Source organism: Pseudomonas sediminis, from assembly GCF_002741105.1.
In the GTDB taxonomy this organism is placed as follows: domain Bacteria; phylum Pseudomonadota; class Gammaproteobacteria; order Pseudomonadales; family Pseudomonadaceae; genus Aquipseudomonas; species Aquipseudomonas sediminis.
The window spans coordinates 903,453-917,873 of sequence record NZ_NIQU01000001.1; the positions used below are offsets into that span (position 1 = coordinate 903,453).

Here is a 14,421-nt window from a genome sequence, read left to right on the forward strand (position 1 = left end):
CGATATGACTCGAAACACGAAGACAGGCGCCCCTGACTCAGGGCTTCATTCAATTACTGACCGCGCATGAACAGCTTGTCGAGCTGATCCATGCTGAGTTGCGTCCAGGTCGGGCGCCCGTGGTTGCACTGGCCGCTACGCTCGGTCTGCTCCATATCACGCAGCAAGCCATTCATCTCGGGAAGGGTCAGGCGCCGGTTGGCACGCACCGCGCCATGACAGGCCATGGTCGCCAAAAGCTCGTTGAGATGCGCCTGGATGCGGTCGCTAGTGCCGTATTCCAGTAGATCGGCCAGCACATCACGCACCAACTGGGTGGCTTCGGCCTGCTTGAGCAGGGCCGGAATCTGGCGAATCGCCACGGTTTCGTCACCGAGACGCTGCAGCTCGAAGCCCAGACGCTGGAACCATTCGCCATGTTCCTCGGCGCAATCGGCTTCGCGCTGACTGAGGGCGATGGACTCAGGTACCAGCAACGGCTGGCCACGCAAACCTTCGCTGGCCATGGCATGTTTCAGGCGTTCGTAGGTGATGCGTTCGTGGGCGGCGTGCATATCCACCACCACCAGGCCCTGAGCGTTTTCGGCAAGAATGTAGACACCTTTGAGCTGTGCCACAGCGTAGCCGAGCGGAGGAATGTCGCCCTGCTCCTGCGGTGTAGGCTGGACCTGAGCCGTCGGCAGTGGCGAAAAATACTCGCGATACGTGGCCTGGGCTTCGCCAGCGGATACGCCGGGGTTACCAGCAGGCTGCTGGTAACCCGCACCACTGCCGCGCCAGGCCGGCTGCGCAGTGGCCGGCGGGGTTTCAAGAATGCTGGCGGCCAGGCCCATCTCGCCTTGCGGGCCGAACTCCCCGGCGGCCAGGCCGGTCGGGCGCACCACGGGCGATATGGCCGCCGGGGCCGCCACCTGATCCTCCGGGCGCACATCGGCCAGGACACGATGCAATGTCCCGTAAAGGAAGTCATGAACCATGCGACTGTCGCGGAAACGCACTTCATGCTTGGTCGGGTGAACGTTGACGTCCACCGTCGACGGATCGATTTCCAGAAACAGCACGAAGGTCGGGTGGCGACCATTGAACAGTACGTCGCGATAGGCCTGGCGCACCGCATGGGCCACCAGCTTGTCGCGCACCATGCGGCCGTTGACGTAGAAATACTGCAGATCCGCCTGACTACGGGAGAAGGTCGGCAACCCAACCCACCCCCACAAACGTAGACCGCTGCGCTCGATCTCTATTGGCAGCGCCTGTTCGAGAAAAGCCGGCCCACAGACTGAAGCGACGCGGCGCGCACGACTGATCTCGTCGCCCGCCTCGTGCAGAGCAAACACGGTCTTGCCGTTGTGTCGCAGGTGAAAGCCAACATCGAAGCGGGCCAACGCCAGACGCTTGATCACTTCCTGCAGATGGTCGAACTCGGTCTTCTCGGCACGCAGAAACTTGCGCCGCGCCGGGGTATTGAAGAACAGGTCACGCACTTCCACCGAGGTGCCGACTGGATGCGCGGCAGGCTGCACCCGCGGCTCCATGTCACGGCCTTCGGTTTCCACCTGCCAGGCCTGCTCGGCATCGGCGGTGCGCGAAGTCAGGGTCAGGCGCGACACCGAACTGATCGAGGCCAACGCCTCGCCACGAAAGCCCATGCTGAGCACGGCTTCTAGGTCTTCCAGCTCACGAATCTTGCTGGTGGCATGGCGCGCCAACGCCAGCGGCAGGTCGTCCGGGGCAATACCACCACCGTCGTCACGCACCTTGAGCAGCTTGACGCCGCCTTGCTCGACTTCGACATCGATACGCCGCGCACCGGAATCCAGGCTGTTTTCCAGCAATTCCTTGGCGACCGACGCCGGACGCTCGACTACCTCACCGGCAGCAATCTGGTTGGCCAGGCGCGGGCTGAGCAAATGAATACGGGACATGACACTCACTACTGGGCTGCCAGCGCTGTGGCGGGTATCTGCAATGTCTGGCCGACCTTGATCACGTCACCATTGAGCTTGTTGGCACTACGCAGGGACGCCAGGCTGATCTGGTAACGCTGGGCGATCAACGCCAGGCTCTCGCCACGCGCTACCACGTGCTCACGCGGGCCAGCGGCGATCTTGCCCTCGTCGCGCAACCAGGCGACGTAGGTGCCGGGTGGTGGGTTTTCGTGGAAGAACTGCTTGACCCCGGACGTGATCGAACGCGCCAGCGCCTGCTGATGGCTGGCGGTGTGCAGCTTTCTCGCCTCGTTGGGATTGGAGATGAAGCCAGTTTCCACCAGGATTGAGGGAATATCCGGTGATTTCAGCACCATGAAACCCGCCTGTTCGACACGGCGCTTGTGCAGCGGGGTGATGCCGCCCATGTTCGACAGCACCTTCTGCCCGACATTGAGGCTGGAGGACAGTGACGCGGTCATCGACAGGTCCAGCAACACACCAGCAAGCATCTTGTCCTTGTCATCGAGGCTGACGTTGCCGGCGCCACCGATCAGGTCGGACTGGTTCTCGGCGTCGGCCAGCCAGCGCGCGGTCTCGGACGTGGCACCCCGTTCGGACAAGGCATAGACCGAAGCGCCGAACGCCGAGGAGCGCGGCGCCGCGTCGGCATGAATGGAGACGAACAGGTCAGCGCCTTTCTTGCGCGCGATCTCGGTGCGCTTACGCAACGGGATGAAGTAATCCCCCGTGCGGACCAGTTCGGCTCGGAAACCCTTTTCGGCATTGATCTGCCGCTGCAACTCTTTGGAAATAGCCAGCGTCACGTTCTTTTCGTACTGTCCCTTGACCGGCGACAGTGCACCCGGGTCCTCACCACCATGGCCGGCATCGATGGCGACGACGATATCGCGCTTGCCATTGGGCACGGGGGTCAACTTGGGTGGCGGCTGGGTCGGCGTGACCGGCACAGGAGGTTCACTAGTAGCAATACTGGGCGTTTGCGTGGCGGGTAGCGCACTGCCCTGGTCGAACAAATCGACCACCAGGCGATGACCATATTGCTGATTAGGCGCCAGAGTAAAACTCTTCGGCGACACCGGCGCCGACAAATCGATGACCACGCGCAGGTCGTCAGCGCTGCGCTGAGCCGAGCGCACACCGGTGATTGGGGTGTTGGCCAGCGAAAGCTGCTCGAGATTGGTCGCCAGCTTGGCACCCGTGACGTCGATGACGATGCGATCAGGTGCGGCCAGGGTGAACACACTGTGCTGTACCGGCCCAGACAGATCGAAGACCAGGCGAGTATTGTCCGGGGCACGCCACAGACGCACGCCCCGTATATCGGAGGCAGCCAGGGCCTCGGCAGCCAGGGCCGCCAACAACACTCCCACAGCGGTAACCAGCGCGCCTATGCGCATAACCAACCCCATCGCTTCTTATTCATTGCTCGCTGCTCAGGGCCTTGCACCAGGCCTCCCCTCGAGCCCCATGCCCCTGCAGCAACAGCGAACGGCCGCTCGCTTGGGTGTCAATGGTAATGTCCAGGTCGGGCTTTGGCAAAACGCCTGCGCCACGCTGCGGCCATTCGATCAGGCACAGGGCATCCCCCTCGAAGTAATCACGGATGCCGAGAAACTCCAGCTCTTCAGGATCGACCAGACGGTAAAGATCGAAATGAAAGGCGCGCACGTCGCCAATTTCGTAGGGTTCGACCAGGGTAAAGGTCGGGCTTTTGACCGCACCAGCATGGCCCAGGCCGCGCAAAATGCCACGTGAAAGGGTGGTTTTGCCGGCGCCCAGATCACCATGCAGATAGATGATGCCCAGGCCACCGCTGATCTCGGCAATCCGCGCACCCAAAGTCAGCATCGCAGCTTCGTCAGCTGCTTCGAGTTTCACTTCACACAAGGACACAACTCCTCCAATAACTGACGAATGGTGCAAGGCAGATCACCAGCAGCCAGCCCACGACCCTGCGCAGCCAGCACCTCACCGGCCCGCGCATGCAGCCACACCGCCAGGCAGGCCGCATCATACGCTGCCATGCCTTGCGCCAGCAGTGCGCCAATCAATCCCGCCAGCACATCTCCCAACCCTGCGCCCGCCATCGCCGGATGGCCGCGATCACACAACGCCAGCCGCCCGCCCGGTTCAGCGATCAAGCTGCCTGCGCCCTTGAGTACCACTACCAGCCCGAAACGTTGCGCTAACGCTCGCGCCGCAGCCGGCCGATCCGCCTGCACGCTTGCGGTATCGGAGCCCAGCAAGCGCGCCGCCTCGCCCGGATGCGGCGTGAGCACACCCTGACCAGGCGCGGTGACCTGGCCGGCGGCCAGAAGATTCAACGCATCGGCATCCCAGACCTGAGGTACATCGAGACCGCAGACAGCAGACAGCAAACTGCGCGACCAGGCGCCCTGCCCCAGGCCAGGCCCTACCACACAGACATCGGCGCGCTCGCTCAGTGCCAATAACTGATTGGCGGAAGCGATTGCAGCGCACATGATTTCAGGCCGCCGCACCAGGGACGCCGCAACGTGCTCGGAACGAGTCGCCAGTGATACCAGGCCGGCACCGGCGCGCAATGCGCTATCAGCACAGAGCAGCGCAGCGCCGCCCATGCCCAGATCACCCCCGACCACCAGCAGATGACCGAACTGCCCCTTGTGCGCCACAGGCGAGCGCGCGCTCAACCGTGGGAGGTTGGCGGAATCGAGGCGCTGCGCCACGCTGGGCGCCTGGGCCGAAAGTTGAGCGTCGCCCTGCAGATTATCGAACTTCAGCTCGCCGCATAGCTCCGGACCAACTCCCGTCAGCAGGCCGAGCTTGAGGGCGATGAAGGTCACGGTCAGATCGGCGCACACTGCCACACCGAGACACGCGCCGCTGTCAGCATTCAAGCCAGAAGGAATATCCACCGCCAGCACCGGCAAGCCACTCTGGTTGAGCATGCGTATCGCCTGGCCATAAGGCTCACGCACCGCCCCAGCCAGGCCCGTGCCAAGCAACGCATCGACCAGGATGCCAGCCAGTGGCGCGCATTCGCTCCAGGGCAGGATATCCACGCCTGCACGCCTGGCCTCGGCACAAGCCTGAGCAGCATCACCATTCAGAGCCGCAGCATCCCCCACCGCCAGCACTCGCACACGCCACCCAGCACGCCGAGCCAGAGCGGCAATCAGGTAGCCATCACCCGCATTATTGCCGCGCCCAGCCAGTACGGTGATTTCGTCTGCATCCGGCCAGCGCCTGCGCAAGGCGCGCCAGGCCGCATGTGCCGCACGTTGCATCAACTCGAAGCCGGGGGTGCCGGCGGCGATCAGTTGCGCATCCAGCGCACGCACCTGTTCGGCGCTGTGCAGGCTCAACGGTAAAGAGGCGGGTAGAAGCATGGCTCGCTCGCAGCGGATGTCTGGCAGAATTATACCCACGTCCATCGCCTGCGCCCGCCCATGTCCGATCAAACCCTCGACCTCAATGCTCTGGCCCTGTCCATCAAGGACTGGGGGCGTGAGCTGGGCTTTCAGCAGGTTGGCATCACCGATGTCGAGCTGGGCGAGCATGAGGCGCACCTGCAACGCTGGCTCGATGCTGGCTACCAGGGCGAGATGGACTACATGGCCGCCCACGGCAGCAAACGCTCGCACCCGGATGAGCTGGTGCCCGGCACCCTGCGCGTGGTGTCCCTGCGCATGGACTATCTGCCCGGCGATACGCAGATGGCCCAGCGCCTGCAGGAACCGGAGCAGGCCTACGTGTCGCGCTACGCCCTGGGCCGCGACTACCACAAGCTGATCCGCAAGCGCCTGCAACAACTGGCCGAACGCATCCAGCAGCAGATAGGCCCGTTCGGCTACCGCGCCTTCGTCGACAGCGCCCCAGTGCTGGAAAAGGCCATCGCCGAAAAGGCCGGCCTCGGCTGGATAGGCAAGAACACCCTGGTGCTCAATCGCAAGGCCGGCAGCTACTTCTTTCTCGGCGAACTGTTCGTCGACCTGCCACTGCCGGTGGACACACCGCATGGCAGCGAGCATTGCGGACGCTGCAGCGCGTGCATGGATATCTGCCCCACAGCGGCCTTCGCCGGCCCCTACATGCTGGACGCCCGACGCTGCATCTCCTACCTGACCATCGAACTGAAGGGCTCGATCCCGACAGAGTTGCGTGCGCCGATCGGCAACAGGGTGTTCGGCTGCGACGACTGCCAGATCGTCTGCCCCTGGAATCGCTTCGCTCGTCCCACCGAGCAGGGCGACTTCCAGCCGCGCCATGGCCTGGACAACAGCGGCCTGGCCGAGCTGTTCCTGTGGACGGAAGCAGAATTTCTCAGTCGTACCGAAGGTTCACCACTACGCCGCGCCGGCTACGAGCGCTGGCTACGTAACCTGGCAGTCGGTCTTGGCAATGCACCCTCGACCATCCCAGTGCTGCAGGCGCTCACTGCCCGTCGCGAACACCCGTCGGAACTTGTGCGCGAACACGTGGAATGGGCGCTGGAGCGGCACAACGCGCTGTAGCCCGGATGAATTTTCCCGGATTTCATCCGGGCTACACGAGTGAACGCCAGCACCGCGACAACCGCTCGGTGCGCGCGGCGCACCCTACGAGCGGGCTCATTTACACCTTGAGGAAATGCTTGCGGTAGTGACGCAGCTCGGCGATGGATTCGCGAATGTCATCCAGTGCCTGGTGAGTGGCGGTTTTCTGGAAGCTGTCCTTGACCTCTGGCGCCCACATGCCGGCCAGGATCTTCAGCGTCGATACGTCCAGGTAGCGGTAGTGGAAGTAGGCTTCCAGCGCCGGCATGTACTTGTAGAGAAAGCGGCGATCCTGGCCAATGCTGTTGCCGCAGATTGGCGACTTACCCTTCGGCACCCACTGTTCGAGAAAGGCGATGGTCTGCGCCTCGGCAGCGGCGCTGTCGATCTTGCTCTCACGCACGCGCTGAGTCAGGCCACTCTGGCCATGGGTGCGGGTGTTCCATTCGTCCATGCCGGCCAGAGCCTCGTCGCTCTGGTGAACGGCGATCACCGGTCCCTCAGCCAGTACGTTCAGCTCGCTATCGGTGACGATAGTGGCCATCTCGATGATCACATCACGCTCTGGCTCCAGCCCGGTCATTTCCAGGTCGATCCAGATCAGGTTGTTGGGGTTTTGCATGGTTAGGCTCCTTGGCTCAGGCGCCAAGTCTAGCGGATCTCGGCACCCTTCATCTGCCAGAGAAACAGAGAGGTTTGCCGCCCTTCGCTGACGTCAAGCTCGCGATCAGCTGGCACACCCGAAATCTCGAAGGTATTGCTGATCAGCCAGCTGCCAGTACGCATCTCGGCTTGCGTCTTGGCCCACAGGCGCGGCATCGGCACAGGCGAGAGGAAGCAGTAGACGACATCGAACTCGCCAAGCTCGACCTGCCACAGACTCCGATAACGAATGCTGCAGTTCTCCTGCAGCAAACAGCGCAGCCAGGCGAAAGCGAAGAGCAGGGGCGCCGTCTCGACCCCCACGAACTGTCCGCGCGGAAACTGCCTGGCCAGCTGCAGTACCGTACCTGCCGTACCACACCCCAGGTCGACGAAGCGCAGCGGCGGCTCACGCTCACTCATGAACTGCTGCAGACGTTGCTGCGCCTTGCGCCCACTCAGGTAAAGCGGCACCTGTTCACGCAAACTGTTCCAGTTGACCAGCAGCAACAGCACGAATCCCAGCAGGAAAAGCCAGGCCGGTAATTCAGCGCGCTGCATCACCAGCAGTGCGGGTAGAAACGCCAGATTGATCCACAACCACCAGCGTGACAGCCCCAAGCGCCAGCCTATCCCGGCGGCCACGACACCTTGTAGCAGCGCCACTGAAAACAACGACATGCGCCAAGGCAGCAACGCCAGCAGATAGACCAGCACCACCACCAGCGCCAGGGACAGGCCCTGCGCTAAAAGAGCACGCAACAACGGTAGCCGCAGCACCGTTCTTTCCTCGCCTATCGTCATTCCCGACCTCTGTTCCTGACAGCCGAATGGCCGCCGAGCGCTCATGCTAAACTCGCCGCGATCAACACTCCACTACCCGGAAGCTCCATGGCCAAACGCCAACTCAACCGCCGCCAGAACTGGCGGATCGAAAAGATTCAAGGTGAGCGCGCGGCCCGCGCCGCCAAGCGTGAATCGAAGGCAGTGGAAGCACTGGAAGGCGGTGACCTCGGCCCGGAACAGACCGGCCTGGTAATAGCCCACTTCGGCGTGCAGGTGGAAATCGAGGGTTTGCAGGGTGAAATGGCCGGCCAGGTGTTTCGCTGCCACCTGCGCGCCAACCTGCCGGCGCTGGTCACTGGCGACCAGGTGGTCTGGCGTCCGGGCAATCAGGGTGATGGCGTCATCGTCGCGCAATTGCCGCGAAACAGTGAGCTGTGCCGCCCCGACATGCGCGGCCAACTCAAGCCGGTGGCGGCCAACGTCGACCAGATCGTCATCGTTTTCGCACCACTGCCCGAGCCGCACGCCAATCTGATCGACCGTTATCTGGTGGCCGCCGAGCACGCGGGTATTCGCCCGTTGCTGCTGCTGAACAAGGCCGACCTGATCGACGAGCAGAACCAGGTCGCGCTGGACGCTCTGCTCAAGGTCTATCGTGAGCTCGAGTATCCGTTGCTGGAGGTTTCAGCCCATCAAGGCGACGGCATGGAGCAGCTGAAACAGCGCTTGAACGGCAGCGTCAGCGTATTCGTGGGCCAATCTGGCGTGGGCAAGTCATCGCTGGTCAACAGCCTGTTGCCCGGCGTCGATACACGTGTCGGTGCGCTGTCGGAGCTGACCGGCAAGGGCACGCACACCACCACTACCGCTCGACTTTTCCACTTTCCCGGTGGCGGCCAATTGATCGACTCCCCCGGCATTCGCGAGTTCGGCCTTGGCCATGTCAGCCGGGACGACGTGGAGGCGGGCTTCATCGAATTCCACGACCTGCTCGGACGCTGCCGCTTTCGTGACTGCAAGCATGATCGCGAACCCGGTTGCGCCCTGCTGCAGGCGCTGGAAGACGGCCGCGTACAGCCACAGCGCATGGCCAGCTATCGGCACATCATCGCCAGCCTGCCGGAAGACGATTACTGATTGTTCAACTGGTCAAGCGGACTGTTGCCAGTCTCGAAGATATTCAGCCGCTCACGCAGTTGATCGGCCGGTAGCGCGTCGGCGGGCGGCACTGGCGGGCTGCCGGCGGGGGCCGGCTCTTGTGCTGACGACTCTGCACCCGCGCCCTGCTCGCCCTCGATAGCGCGCTGCGCCTTCTTGGTCAGCACGACGATATCGATGCGCCGATTGACCGGATTGAACGGATCCTCACGATCGAACAACGCCGACGAAGCGTACCCGACGACACGCGCTACCTGCTCGTCCGGGTACCCGCCGGCCACCAGCGTGCGCCTCGCGGCATTGGCACGGTTGGATGACAACTCCCAGTTACCGAAATCACCACGGCCGATGAACGGCTTGGCATCGGTATGCCCGCTGACGCTGATCTTGTTCGGCACCGCGCGAATGGTGTCGGCCATGGCCAGCAGGATGTCTTCGAAATAGGGCTGAAGGTTGGCACTGCCGAGGGCGAACATCGGTCGGTTCTCGGCGTCCATGATCTGGATGCGCAGACCATCCTGAGTGATTTCGAACAGTATCTGATCCTTGAAGCGCTGCAGCTCGGGATTCTCCTCGACCTTGTTCTGCAGCTCCTGCAATAGCAGCTCCAGACGTTCCTGCTCCATCTTTTCGGCCAGGTTTTCGATCTGATCGGTGCTGACTCCGGCCTCATCCGGCTGACTCTCCGGCGTCTCGGAGATGTCCGGATTGAGGGTGCGCTCGGGCGCTGGCGTGGGCGTACCACCCAGATCGATGGCGTATGGACTGGCACTCTCGGTGAAACCGATCGGGTCCTGGAAATAGCCGGAAATGGCTTTCTTCTGTTCCGGAGTGGCCGATGTCATCAGCCACATGACCAGGAAGAACGCCATCATGGCGGTTGCGAAGTCGGCAAACGCGATCTTCCAGGCACCGCCATGGTGTCCGCCAGCGGTCTTCTTGACCCGCTTGACGATGATGGGTTGGTTATTTTCCATGGCTTAGCTGCCGCGCATGGCCTGTTCGAGCTCGCTGAAGCTCGGGCGATGCGCCGGGTACAACACCTTGCGCCCGAACTCTACGGCCAGGGTCGGCGGCATGCCCGAGGCGGAAGCGACCAGGGTCGCCTTGATCGCTTCATAAAGGTTCAGCTCTTCCTTGGCGTCATGCTCCAGCGCGTTCGACAACGGGCCGAAGAAACCGTACGAAGCGAGAATGCCGAGGAAGGTACCGACCAGCGCCGTGCCCACCTTCTCACCGATCTGCGCGTTGTCCGCCTCGGCCAGGATCGACATGGTGATCACGATGCCCAGCACCGCCGCAACGATACCCATGGCTGGCATGCCGTCGGCAACCTTGGCCACGGCGTGCGCCGGGTGCTCCACTTCCTCTTTGAGGCTGGCCAGCTCCATATCGAACAGGCCTTCCAGTTCGTGCGGAGCCATGTTGCCGGAAGACATGATGCGCAGGTAATCGCAGATGAATGCCGTCATCCGCGCATCCTTGAGCACACCGGGATACTTGCTGAAAATCGGACTGGCGTTGGGGTCTTCGACGTCGGCCTCGATGGCCATCATGCCCTCGCGGCGACTCTTGTTGAGTATCTCGTACAGCAGCTTGAGCACTTCGAGGTAATAGGCGTGAGTGAAGCGACTGCCAAACATGCTCAACGACTTCTTGAACACCGTCATGAACATGCTGCCGGGGTTGGCCTGCAGGAATGCCCCCAGCGCCGCGCCGCCAATAATCAGAACCTCGAAGGGATGGACCAAGGCCATAAACTTGCCGCCCGAGAGTATGAACCCACCGAGCACACAGCCAAAGACAACAATGATGCCTATGATTCTTACCATGAAATAAACGCTTGAAGAGCCTAGTGGATGGGTTATTAAAAACAACCCTTCTAATTATCGGAACTTATACGCCAGACTATAGCCAGTTATGGTCAAAAGCCAGTTTCGACTCGAGCCAATATGTCGACGTCAAAGTCCCTGCCACGCACGCTGGATGCCTGGTTACAACAACTGGGCAAATTGCCACTGCCAATCGAGCAGCAGCAGCATTTGCGCCTGCGTCGCATCCTCGCCGACAGCCGCCGCACCTGGCGCGAAATTGCCGAGGCAATAGAAGCCAGCCCATCCTTTGCCCTGCAAGTACTGCGTGAAGCCAACCAGTCGGGCAACAGCCTCAGCGATCCCGCCGAGAGTGTCGAAACGGCACTTTCACGTCTGGGACTGAGCCGCTGCGAAGCCCTTCTCAACCAGGCACCTGCCCTGCCAGAAAGCGACATCCCTCTGCCATTCAAGCAGATCCTGCTGATTAGTCAGCATGCCAGCCAACAGGCGCGCGGCCTGTTCGGCGCACGCCTGGCACGCCTGTGGAATGAACTGCACGGCTGCAGCCTGCTGTTTCTCTCCCCTATCTGGCCGCTGCTGTGCGCCCATCCTCAACTCTTCGAGGCCTGGGAACAGCGCGTACTGCTCAAAGGCGAGCGCCCTGCCGTCGTCGAGAAGGAGTTGCTCGGGGTCACCTTGATCCAGCTGTGCGTCAAACTGGCCGAGCGCTGGCGCCTGCCCGAGTGGATCGTTCGCGGCTACCGCTTGCTGGAGCGAGATCGGCGTCAATTGGTCAAGGCGCTGCACATCGCCCGTGATAACGAGCATCCCCTGCATCAACAGCAGATGCTCGACGCCGACATCCCCCTGCGCCACTGGCTCACTCACCCGAGCAATTGCGTGCTGCTGGCCAACGGTCTGGCGGTATCAGCGCATCAGGCCTGGGATACCGCGCACTGCCTGCGCTGGCAAAGACTGACCGGGCTGTACCTGCAGATACCCCTGAACGAACTGCAGCAGGAAGTGCACCAGCACGCAGTGAGCAGCGCGCGCTTGATCCACGACCCCGCACTGTGGCACCCGGCGCAGGCACTGATCTGGCCCTGGGACGCTCATCGCCTCAAACCAGCCGTGAGCGTAGCTGCCCCCCCCAAACGCGACGACCTCGCCGCCTGGCGCCAGCACTGCGCACGCCTGCTCTCCGACCCCAGCACCTTTGCCAATGTGCCGCAGCTGACGGCCTGCGCCCGTGACGCCTTGCAGGCCTGCGGCCTGAAACGCGTGCTGCTGCTACTTGCCGATCGTAATCACACTCGCCTGCAGAGCCAGCAACATGCCGGCCTCGATGCCAGCGCAGCGACCCTCAGCCTCGATCCAGCACAGAGCCAGGTGTTGAAGCGCCTGCTCAGTGCGCCAGGACAATTGCGCCTGACACCGAGCAACATCGCGCAGTTTTCCGCCCTACTGCCCGGCAACCTCAAGGCACTGTTCCCCAGCGAACACCTGCTGCTGCGCTCTGTGGCCAACAATGGCCGCGTGGTGATGCTGGTTATAGCGGACCAGGGCGGCCAACCACTCAACGACGTCTGCCTACAGGCATTCGGCAAGACCGTGCAGTGCATCGAACGCGCACTGGGCAGCTTTTCCAGGCGCGGGCGCTGAAGCGCTCTGTTTCCGCTACAATCGACCTCTTTTCATTCAAGGAGGCCGTCATGTCCGCCTTCGACAACTTGCCACTGGTGATCGAGCCGGCTGAACTGGCTGAGCGCCTGGACGCCCCCGATCTGATCCTGCTCGACCTGAGCAGTGCTGCGCGCTATGCAGCCGGCCATATCCCCGGCGCACGCTGGGTCGATGCCAAGCGCACGCAACTAGGTGTACCGCCCGCTCCCGGCCTGCTACCCGAGCAAGCCCAACTCGAAGCGCTGTTCGCCGATATTGGCCACCACGCCGATGCCACTTATGTGGTCTACGACGATGAGGGCGGCCCCTGGGCCGGTCGTTTCATCTGGCTGCTCGACGTGATCGGCCATGCGCGCTACCACTTCCTCAACGGCGGTTTGCAGGCCTGGGTTGGCGATGGCCTAGAGCTGAGCCAGGAAGAGCCAGCCGTGACCCGCACCGAGGTATCACTGACGCTGAGCGATGCCCCCACCGCCACTCGCGATTATCTGCAGTCGCGCTTGGATGCTGCCGACCTGGCCATCTGGGACGTGCGTGGCGCAGACGAATACCGCGGCGAAAAACTGAGTTCAGCGCGTGGTGGGCATATCCCTGGCGCCACCCATTTCGAGTGGACCGCTGGCATGGACCCGCAACGTGGCATGCGCATCCGTACGGACATCGCCGATGTCCTGCAAAACCTGGGCATCACGCCCGACAAGGAAGTGATCACTCACTGCCAGACGCACCGCCGCTCCGGCTTCAGCTATGTGGTGGCCAAGGCGCTCGGCTACCCACGCGTGAAGGCCTACGCAGGCTCCTGGTCCGAGTGGGGCAATCTGCCCGACACCCCCATCGAACGCTGAGCGCGCTGACGATCAGATATCCCCGGCCTGGCCACGCCAGTGCCGGTTCAGAACCTTCTAAGGAAACACGATGAAACAACGTCTTTTTATCCTCAGCCAGTACCTGCTGCCTCATCACCTGCTGTCGCGCCTGATCGGCTGCGTTGCCGAATGCCGTATCGGCTGGCTGAAGAATCCGCTGATCTCGTGGTTCGCCAAGCAGTACCAGGTCAACATGAGCGAAGCGCAAATCGAAGACCTGCGCACTTACGAACACTTCAACGCGTTCTTCACCCGCGCCCTAAAAGACGGCGCGCGCCCGCTGGATGAAACTCCCGGCGCGATTCTCAGCCCGGCCGACGGCGTGATCAGCCAACTCGGCGCCATCGAGCACGGCCGCATCTTCCAGGCCAAGGGCCACAGCTTCAGCGCTGTCGAACTGCTTGGCGGCGACGCCGAACGCGCAGCGCCCTTCATGGGCGGCCAGTTCGCCACCGTCTACCTCTCGCCGAAGGACTACCACCGCGTCCATATGCCGCTGGGCGGCACGTTGAAAGAAATGGTTTACGTGCCGGGCCGCCTGTTCTCGGTCAACCAGACCACTGCGGAAAATGTGCCGGAGCTGTTTGCCCGTAACGAGCGCGTCGTCTGCCTGTTCGATACCGAGCGCGGTCCGATGGCAGTGGTGCTGGTAGGCGCGATGATCGTCGCCAGCGTCGAGACGGTATGGGCTGGCCTGGTCACCCCACCCAAGCGCGAGCTCAAGAGCACACGCTATGACGCCGAAGCGCGTGGACCGATCGAATTGGTCAAGGGCGCCGAGATGGGTCGCTTCAAACTGGGTTCCACTGCCATCGTTCTGTTCGGCCCTAATCAGGTGCAATGGGCCGAAGAACTAGGTGCTGGCAGCGCAGTGCGCATGGGCCAACTGATGGGCACAACCCAGGACTGAGTCGCTGAGAAAAAGCACCCGCATCTCGACCGTTCGGTCATAGATCCGTACTCTGGCGAGGTAGACCGTCCACACAGACGGGCTGCCAGCCCA

13 protein-coding genes are annotated in these 14,421 nt (G+C 62.5%); 5 read left to right on the forward strand and 8 right to left on the reverse strand.

Features of this window, described 5'->3' with window-relative positions:
* Positions 1-53: 53 nt before the first annotated feature.
* Genes mutL through CDO35_RS04250 form a run of 4 tightly spaced genes read right to left on the reverse strand, consistent with a single transcriptional unit; the run spans position 54 to position 5,323 of the window.
* On the reverse strand, positions 54-1,934 hold the full coding sequence (gene mutL, locus CDO35_RS04235; protein ID WP_166432378.1) for a DNA mismatch repair endonuclease MutL: 1,881 nt from the start codon (positions 1,932-1,934) through the stop codon (positions 54-56).
* Positions 1,934-3,349, reverse strand: a complete 1,416-nt coding sequence (locus tag CDO35_RS04240; RefSeq protein ID WP_099522974.1) for an N-acetylmuramoyl-L-alanine amidase — start codon at positions 3,347-3,349, stop codon at positions 1,934-1,936. Before CDO35_RS04240 ends, mutL begins: the two co-directional genes overlap by 1 nt.
* A gap of 22 nt (positions 3,350-3,371) precedes the next feature.
* A complete protein-coding gene (gene tsaE, locus CDO35_RS04245; RefSeq protein WP_099522714.1) occupies positions 3,372-3,839 on the reverse strand; it encodes a tRNA (adenosine(37)-N6)-threonylcarbamoyltransferase complex ATPase subunit type 1 TsaE in 468 nt (155 codons plus the stop codon).
* Positions 3,827-5,323: an NAD(P)H-hydrate dehydratase gene (locus CDO35_RS04250; protein WP_208019933.1), complete on the reverse strand. Its 1,497-nt coding sequence runs from the start codon at positions 5,321-5,323 to the stop codon at positions 3,827-3,829. Before CDO35_RS04250 ends, tsaE begins: the two co-directional genes overlap by 13 nt.
* A 60-nt stretch (positions 5,324-5,383) precedes the next feature.
* On the opposite strand from CDO35_RS04250, the gene queG reads away from it, so the two are divergent.
* Positions 5,384-6,448 carry a tRNA epoxyqueuosine(34) reductase QueG gene (gene queG, locus CDO35_RS04255; protein WP_099522716.1) on the forward strand — a complete coding sequence of 355 codons (1,065 nt, stop codon included), beginning with the start codon at positions 5,384-5,386 and terminating at the stop codon, positions 6,446-6,448.
* 100 nt (positions 6,449-6,548) lie between these two features.
* Here the strand turns inward: queG and orn are convergent, their stop codons facing one another.
* Both orn and CDO35_RS04265 read right to left on the reverse strand, forming a co-directional pair.
* A complete protein-coding gene (gene orn / locus CDO35_RS04260) occupies positions 6,549-7,091 on the reverse strand; it encodes an oligoribonuclease (RefSeq protein ID WP_099522717.1) in 543 nt (180 codons plus the stop codon).
* A 29-nt stretch (positions 7,092-7,120) separates the two neighbouring features.
* Complete coding sequence (locus tag CDO35_RS04265) at positions 7,121-7,915, reverse strand: class I SAM-dependent methyltransferase (protein WP_099522718.1); 795 nt, start codon at positions 7,913-7,915, stop codon at positions 7,121-7,123.
* Positions 7,916-8,002: 87 nt separating this feature from the next.
* Here CDO35_RS04265 and rsgA point away from each other — a divergent pair, with 87 nt between their 5' ends.
* Positions 8,003-9,034, forward strand: coding sequence for a small ribosomal subunit biogenesis GTPase RsgA (gene rsgA, locus CDO35_RS04270; RefSeq protein WP_099522719.1), 1,032 nt, complete (start codon positions 8,003-8,005; stop codon positions 9,032-9,034).
* Here rsgA and motB read toward each other — a convergent pair.
* Positions 9,028-10,032: a flagellar motor protein MotB gene (gene motB / locus CDO35_RS04275; protein WP_099522720.1), complete on the reverse strand. Its 1,005-nt coding sequence runs from the start codon at positions 10,030-10,032 to the stop codon at positions 9,028-9,030. The two genes, rsgA and motB, sit on opposite strands and share 7 nt — an antisense overlap.
* Before the next feature lie 3 nt (positions 10,033-10,035).
* On the reverse strand, positions 10,036-10,887 hold the full coding sequence (gene motA / locus CDO35_RS04280; protein WP_099522721.1) for a flagellar motor stator protein MotA: 852 nt from the start codon (positions 10,885-10,887) through the stop codon (positions 10,036-10,038).
* A 120-nt stretch (positions 10,888-11,007) separates the two neighbouring features.
* Here motA and CDO35_RS04285 point away from each other — a divergent pair, with 120 nt between their 5' ends.
* From CDO35_RS04285 to asd, 3 genes are all read left to right on the forward strand, one after another.
* Positions 11,008-12,531, forward strand: a complete 1,524-nt coding sequence (locus CDO35_RS04285; RefSeq protein WP_099522722.1) for an HDOD domain-containing protein — start codon at positions 11,008-11,010, stop codon at positions 12,529-12,531.
* Positions 12,532-12,581: 50 nt separating this feature from the next.
* Complete coding sequence (locus CDO35_RS04290; RefSeq protein WP_099522723.1) at positions 12,582-13,397, forward strand: rhodanese-like domain-containing protein; 816 nt, start codon at positions 12,582-12,584, stop codon at positions 13,395-13,397.
* A gap of 70 nt (positions 13,398-13,467) precedes the next feature.
* Positions 13,468-14,328, forward strand: coding sequence for an archaetidylserine decarboxylase (asd, locus tag CDO35_RS04295; RefSeq protein WP_099522724.1), 861 nt, complete (start codon positions 13,468-13,470; stop codon positions 14,326-14,328).
* Positions 14,329-14,421 lie beyond the last annotated feature (93 nt).

Coding starts and splice junctions, on each gene's coding strand:
- CDO35_RS04240 (WP_099522974.1), bottom strand. CDS start 3,349: ATGCGCATAGGCGCGCTGGTTACCGCTGTGGGAGTGTTGTTGGCGGCC.
- orn (WP_099522717.1), bottom strand. CDS start 7,091: ATGCAAAACCCCAACAACCTGATCTGGATCGACCTGGAAATGACCGGG.
- CDO35_RS04290 (WP_099522723.1), top strand. CDS start 12,582: ATGTCCGCCTTCGACAACTTGCCACTGGTGATCGAGCCGGCTGAACTG.
- CDO35_RS04265 (WP_099522718.1), bottom strand. CDS start 7,915: ATGACGATAGGCGAGGAAAGAACGGTGCTGCGGCTACCGTTGTTGCGT.
- motB (WP_099522720.1), bottom strand. CDS start 10,032: ATGGAAAATAACCAACCCATCATCGTCAAGCGGGTCAAGAAGACCGCT.
- queG (WP_099522716.1), top strand. CDS start 5,384: ATGTCCGATCAAACCCTCGACCTCAATGCTCTGGCCCTGTCCATCAAG.
- CDO35_RS04250 (WP_208019933.1), bottom strand. CDS start 5,323: ATGCTTCTACCCGCCTCTTTACCGTTGAGCCTGCACAGCGCCGAACAG.
- rsgA (WP_099522719.1), top strand. CDS start 8,003: ATGGCCAAACGCCAACTCAACCGCCGCCAGAACTGGCGGATCGAAAAG.
- asd (WP_099522724.1), top strand. CDS start 13,468: ATGAAACAACGTCTTTTTATCCTCAGCCAGTACCTGCTGCCTCATCAC.
- motA (WP_099522721.1), bottom strand. CDS start 10,887: ATGGTAAGAATCATAGGCATCATTGTTGTCTTTGGCTGTGTGCTCGGT.
- CDO35_RS04285 (WP_099522722.1), top strand. CDS start 11,008: ATGTCGACGTCAAAGTCCCTGCCACGCACGCTGGATGCCTGGTTACAA.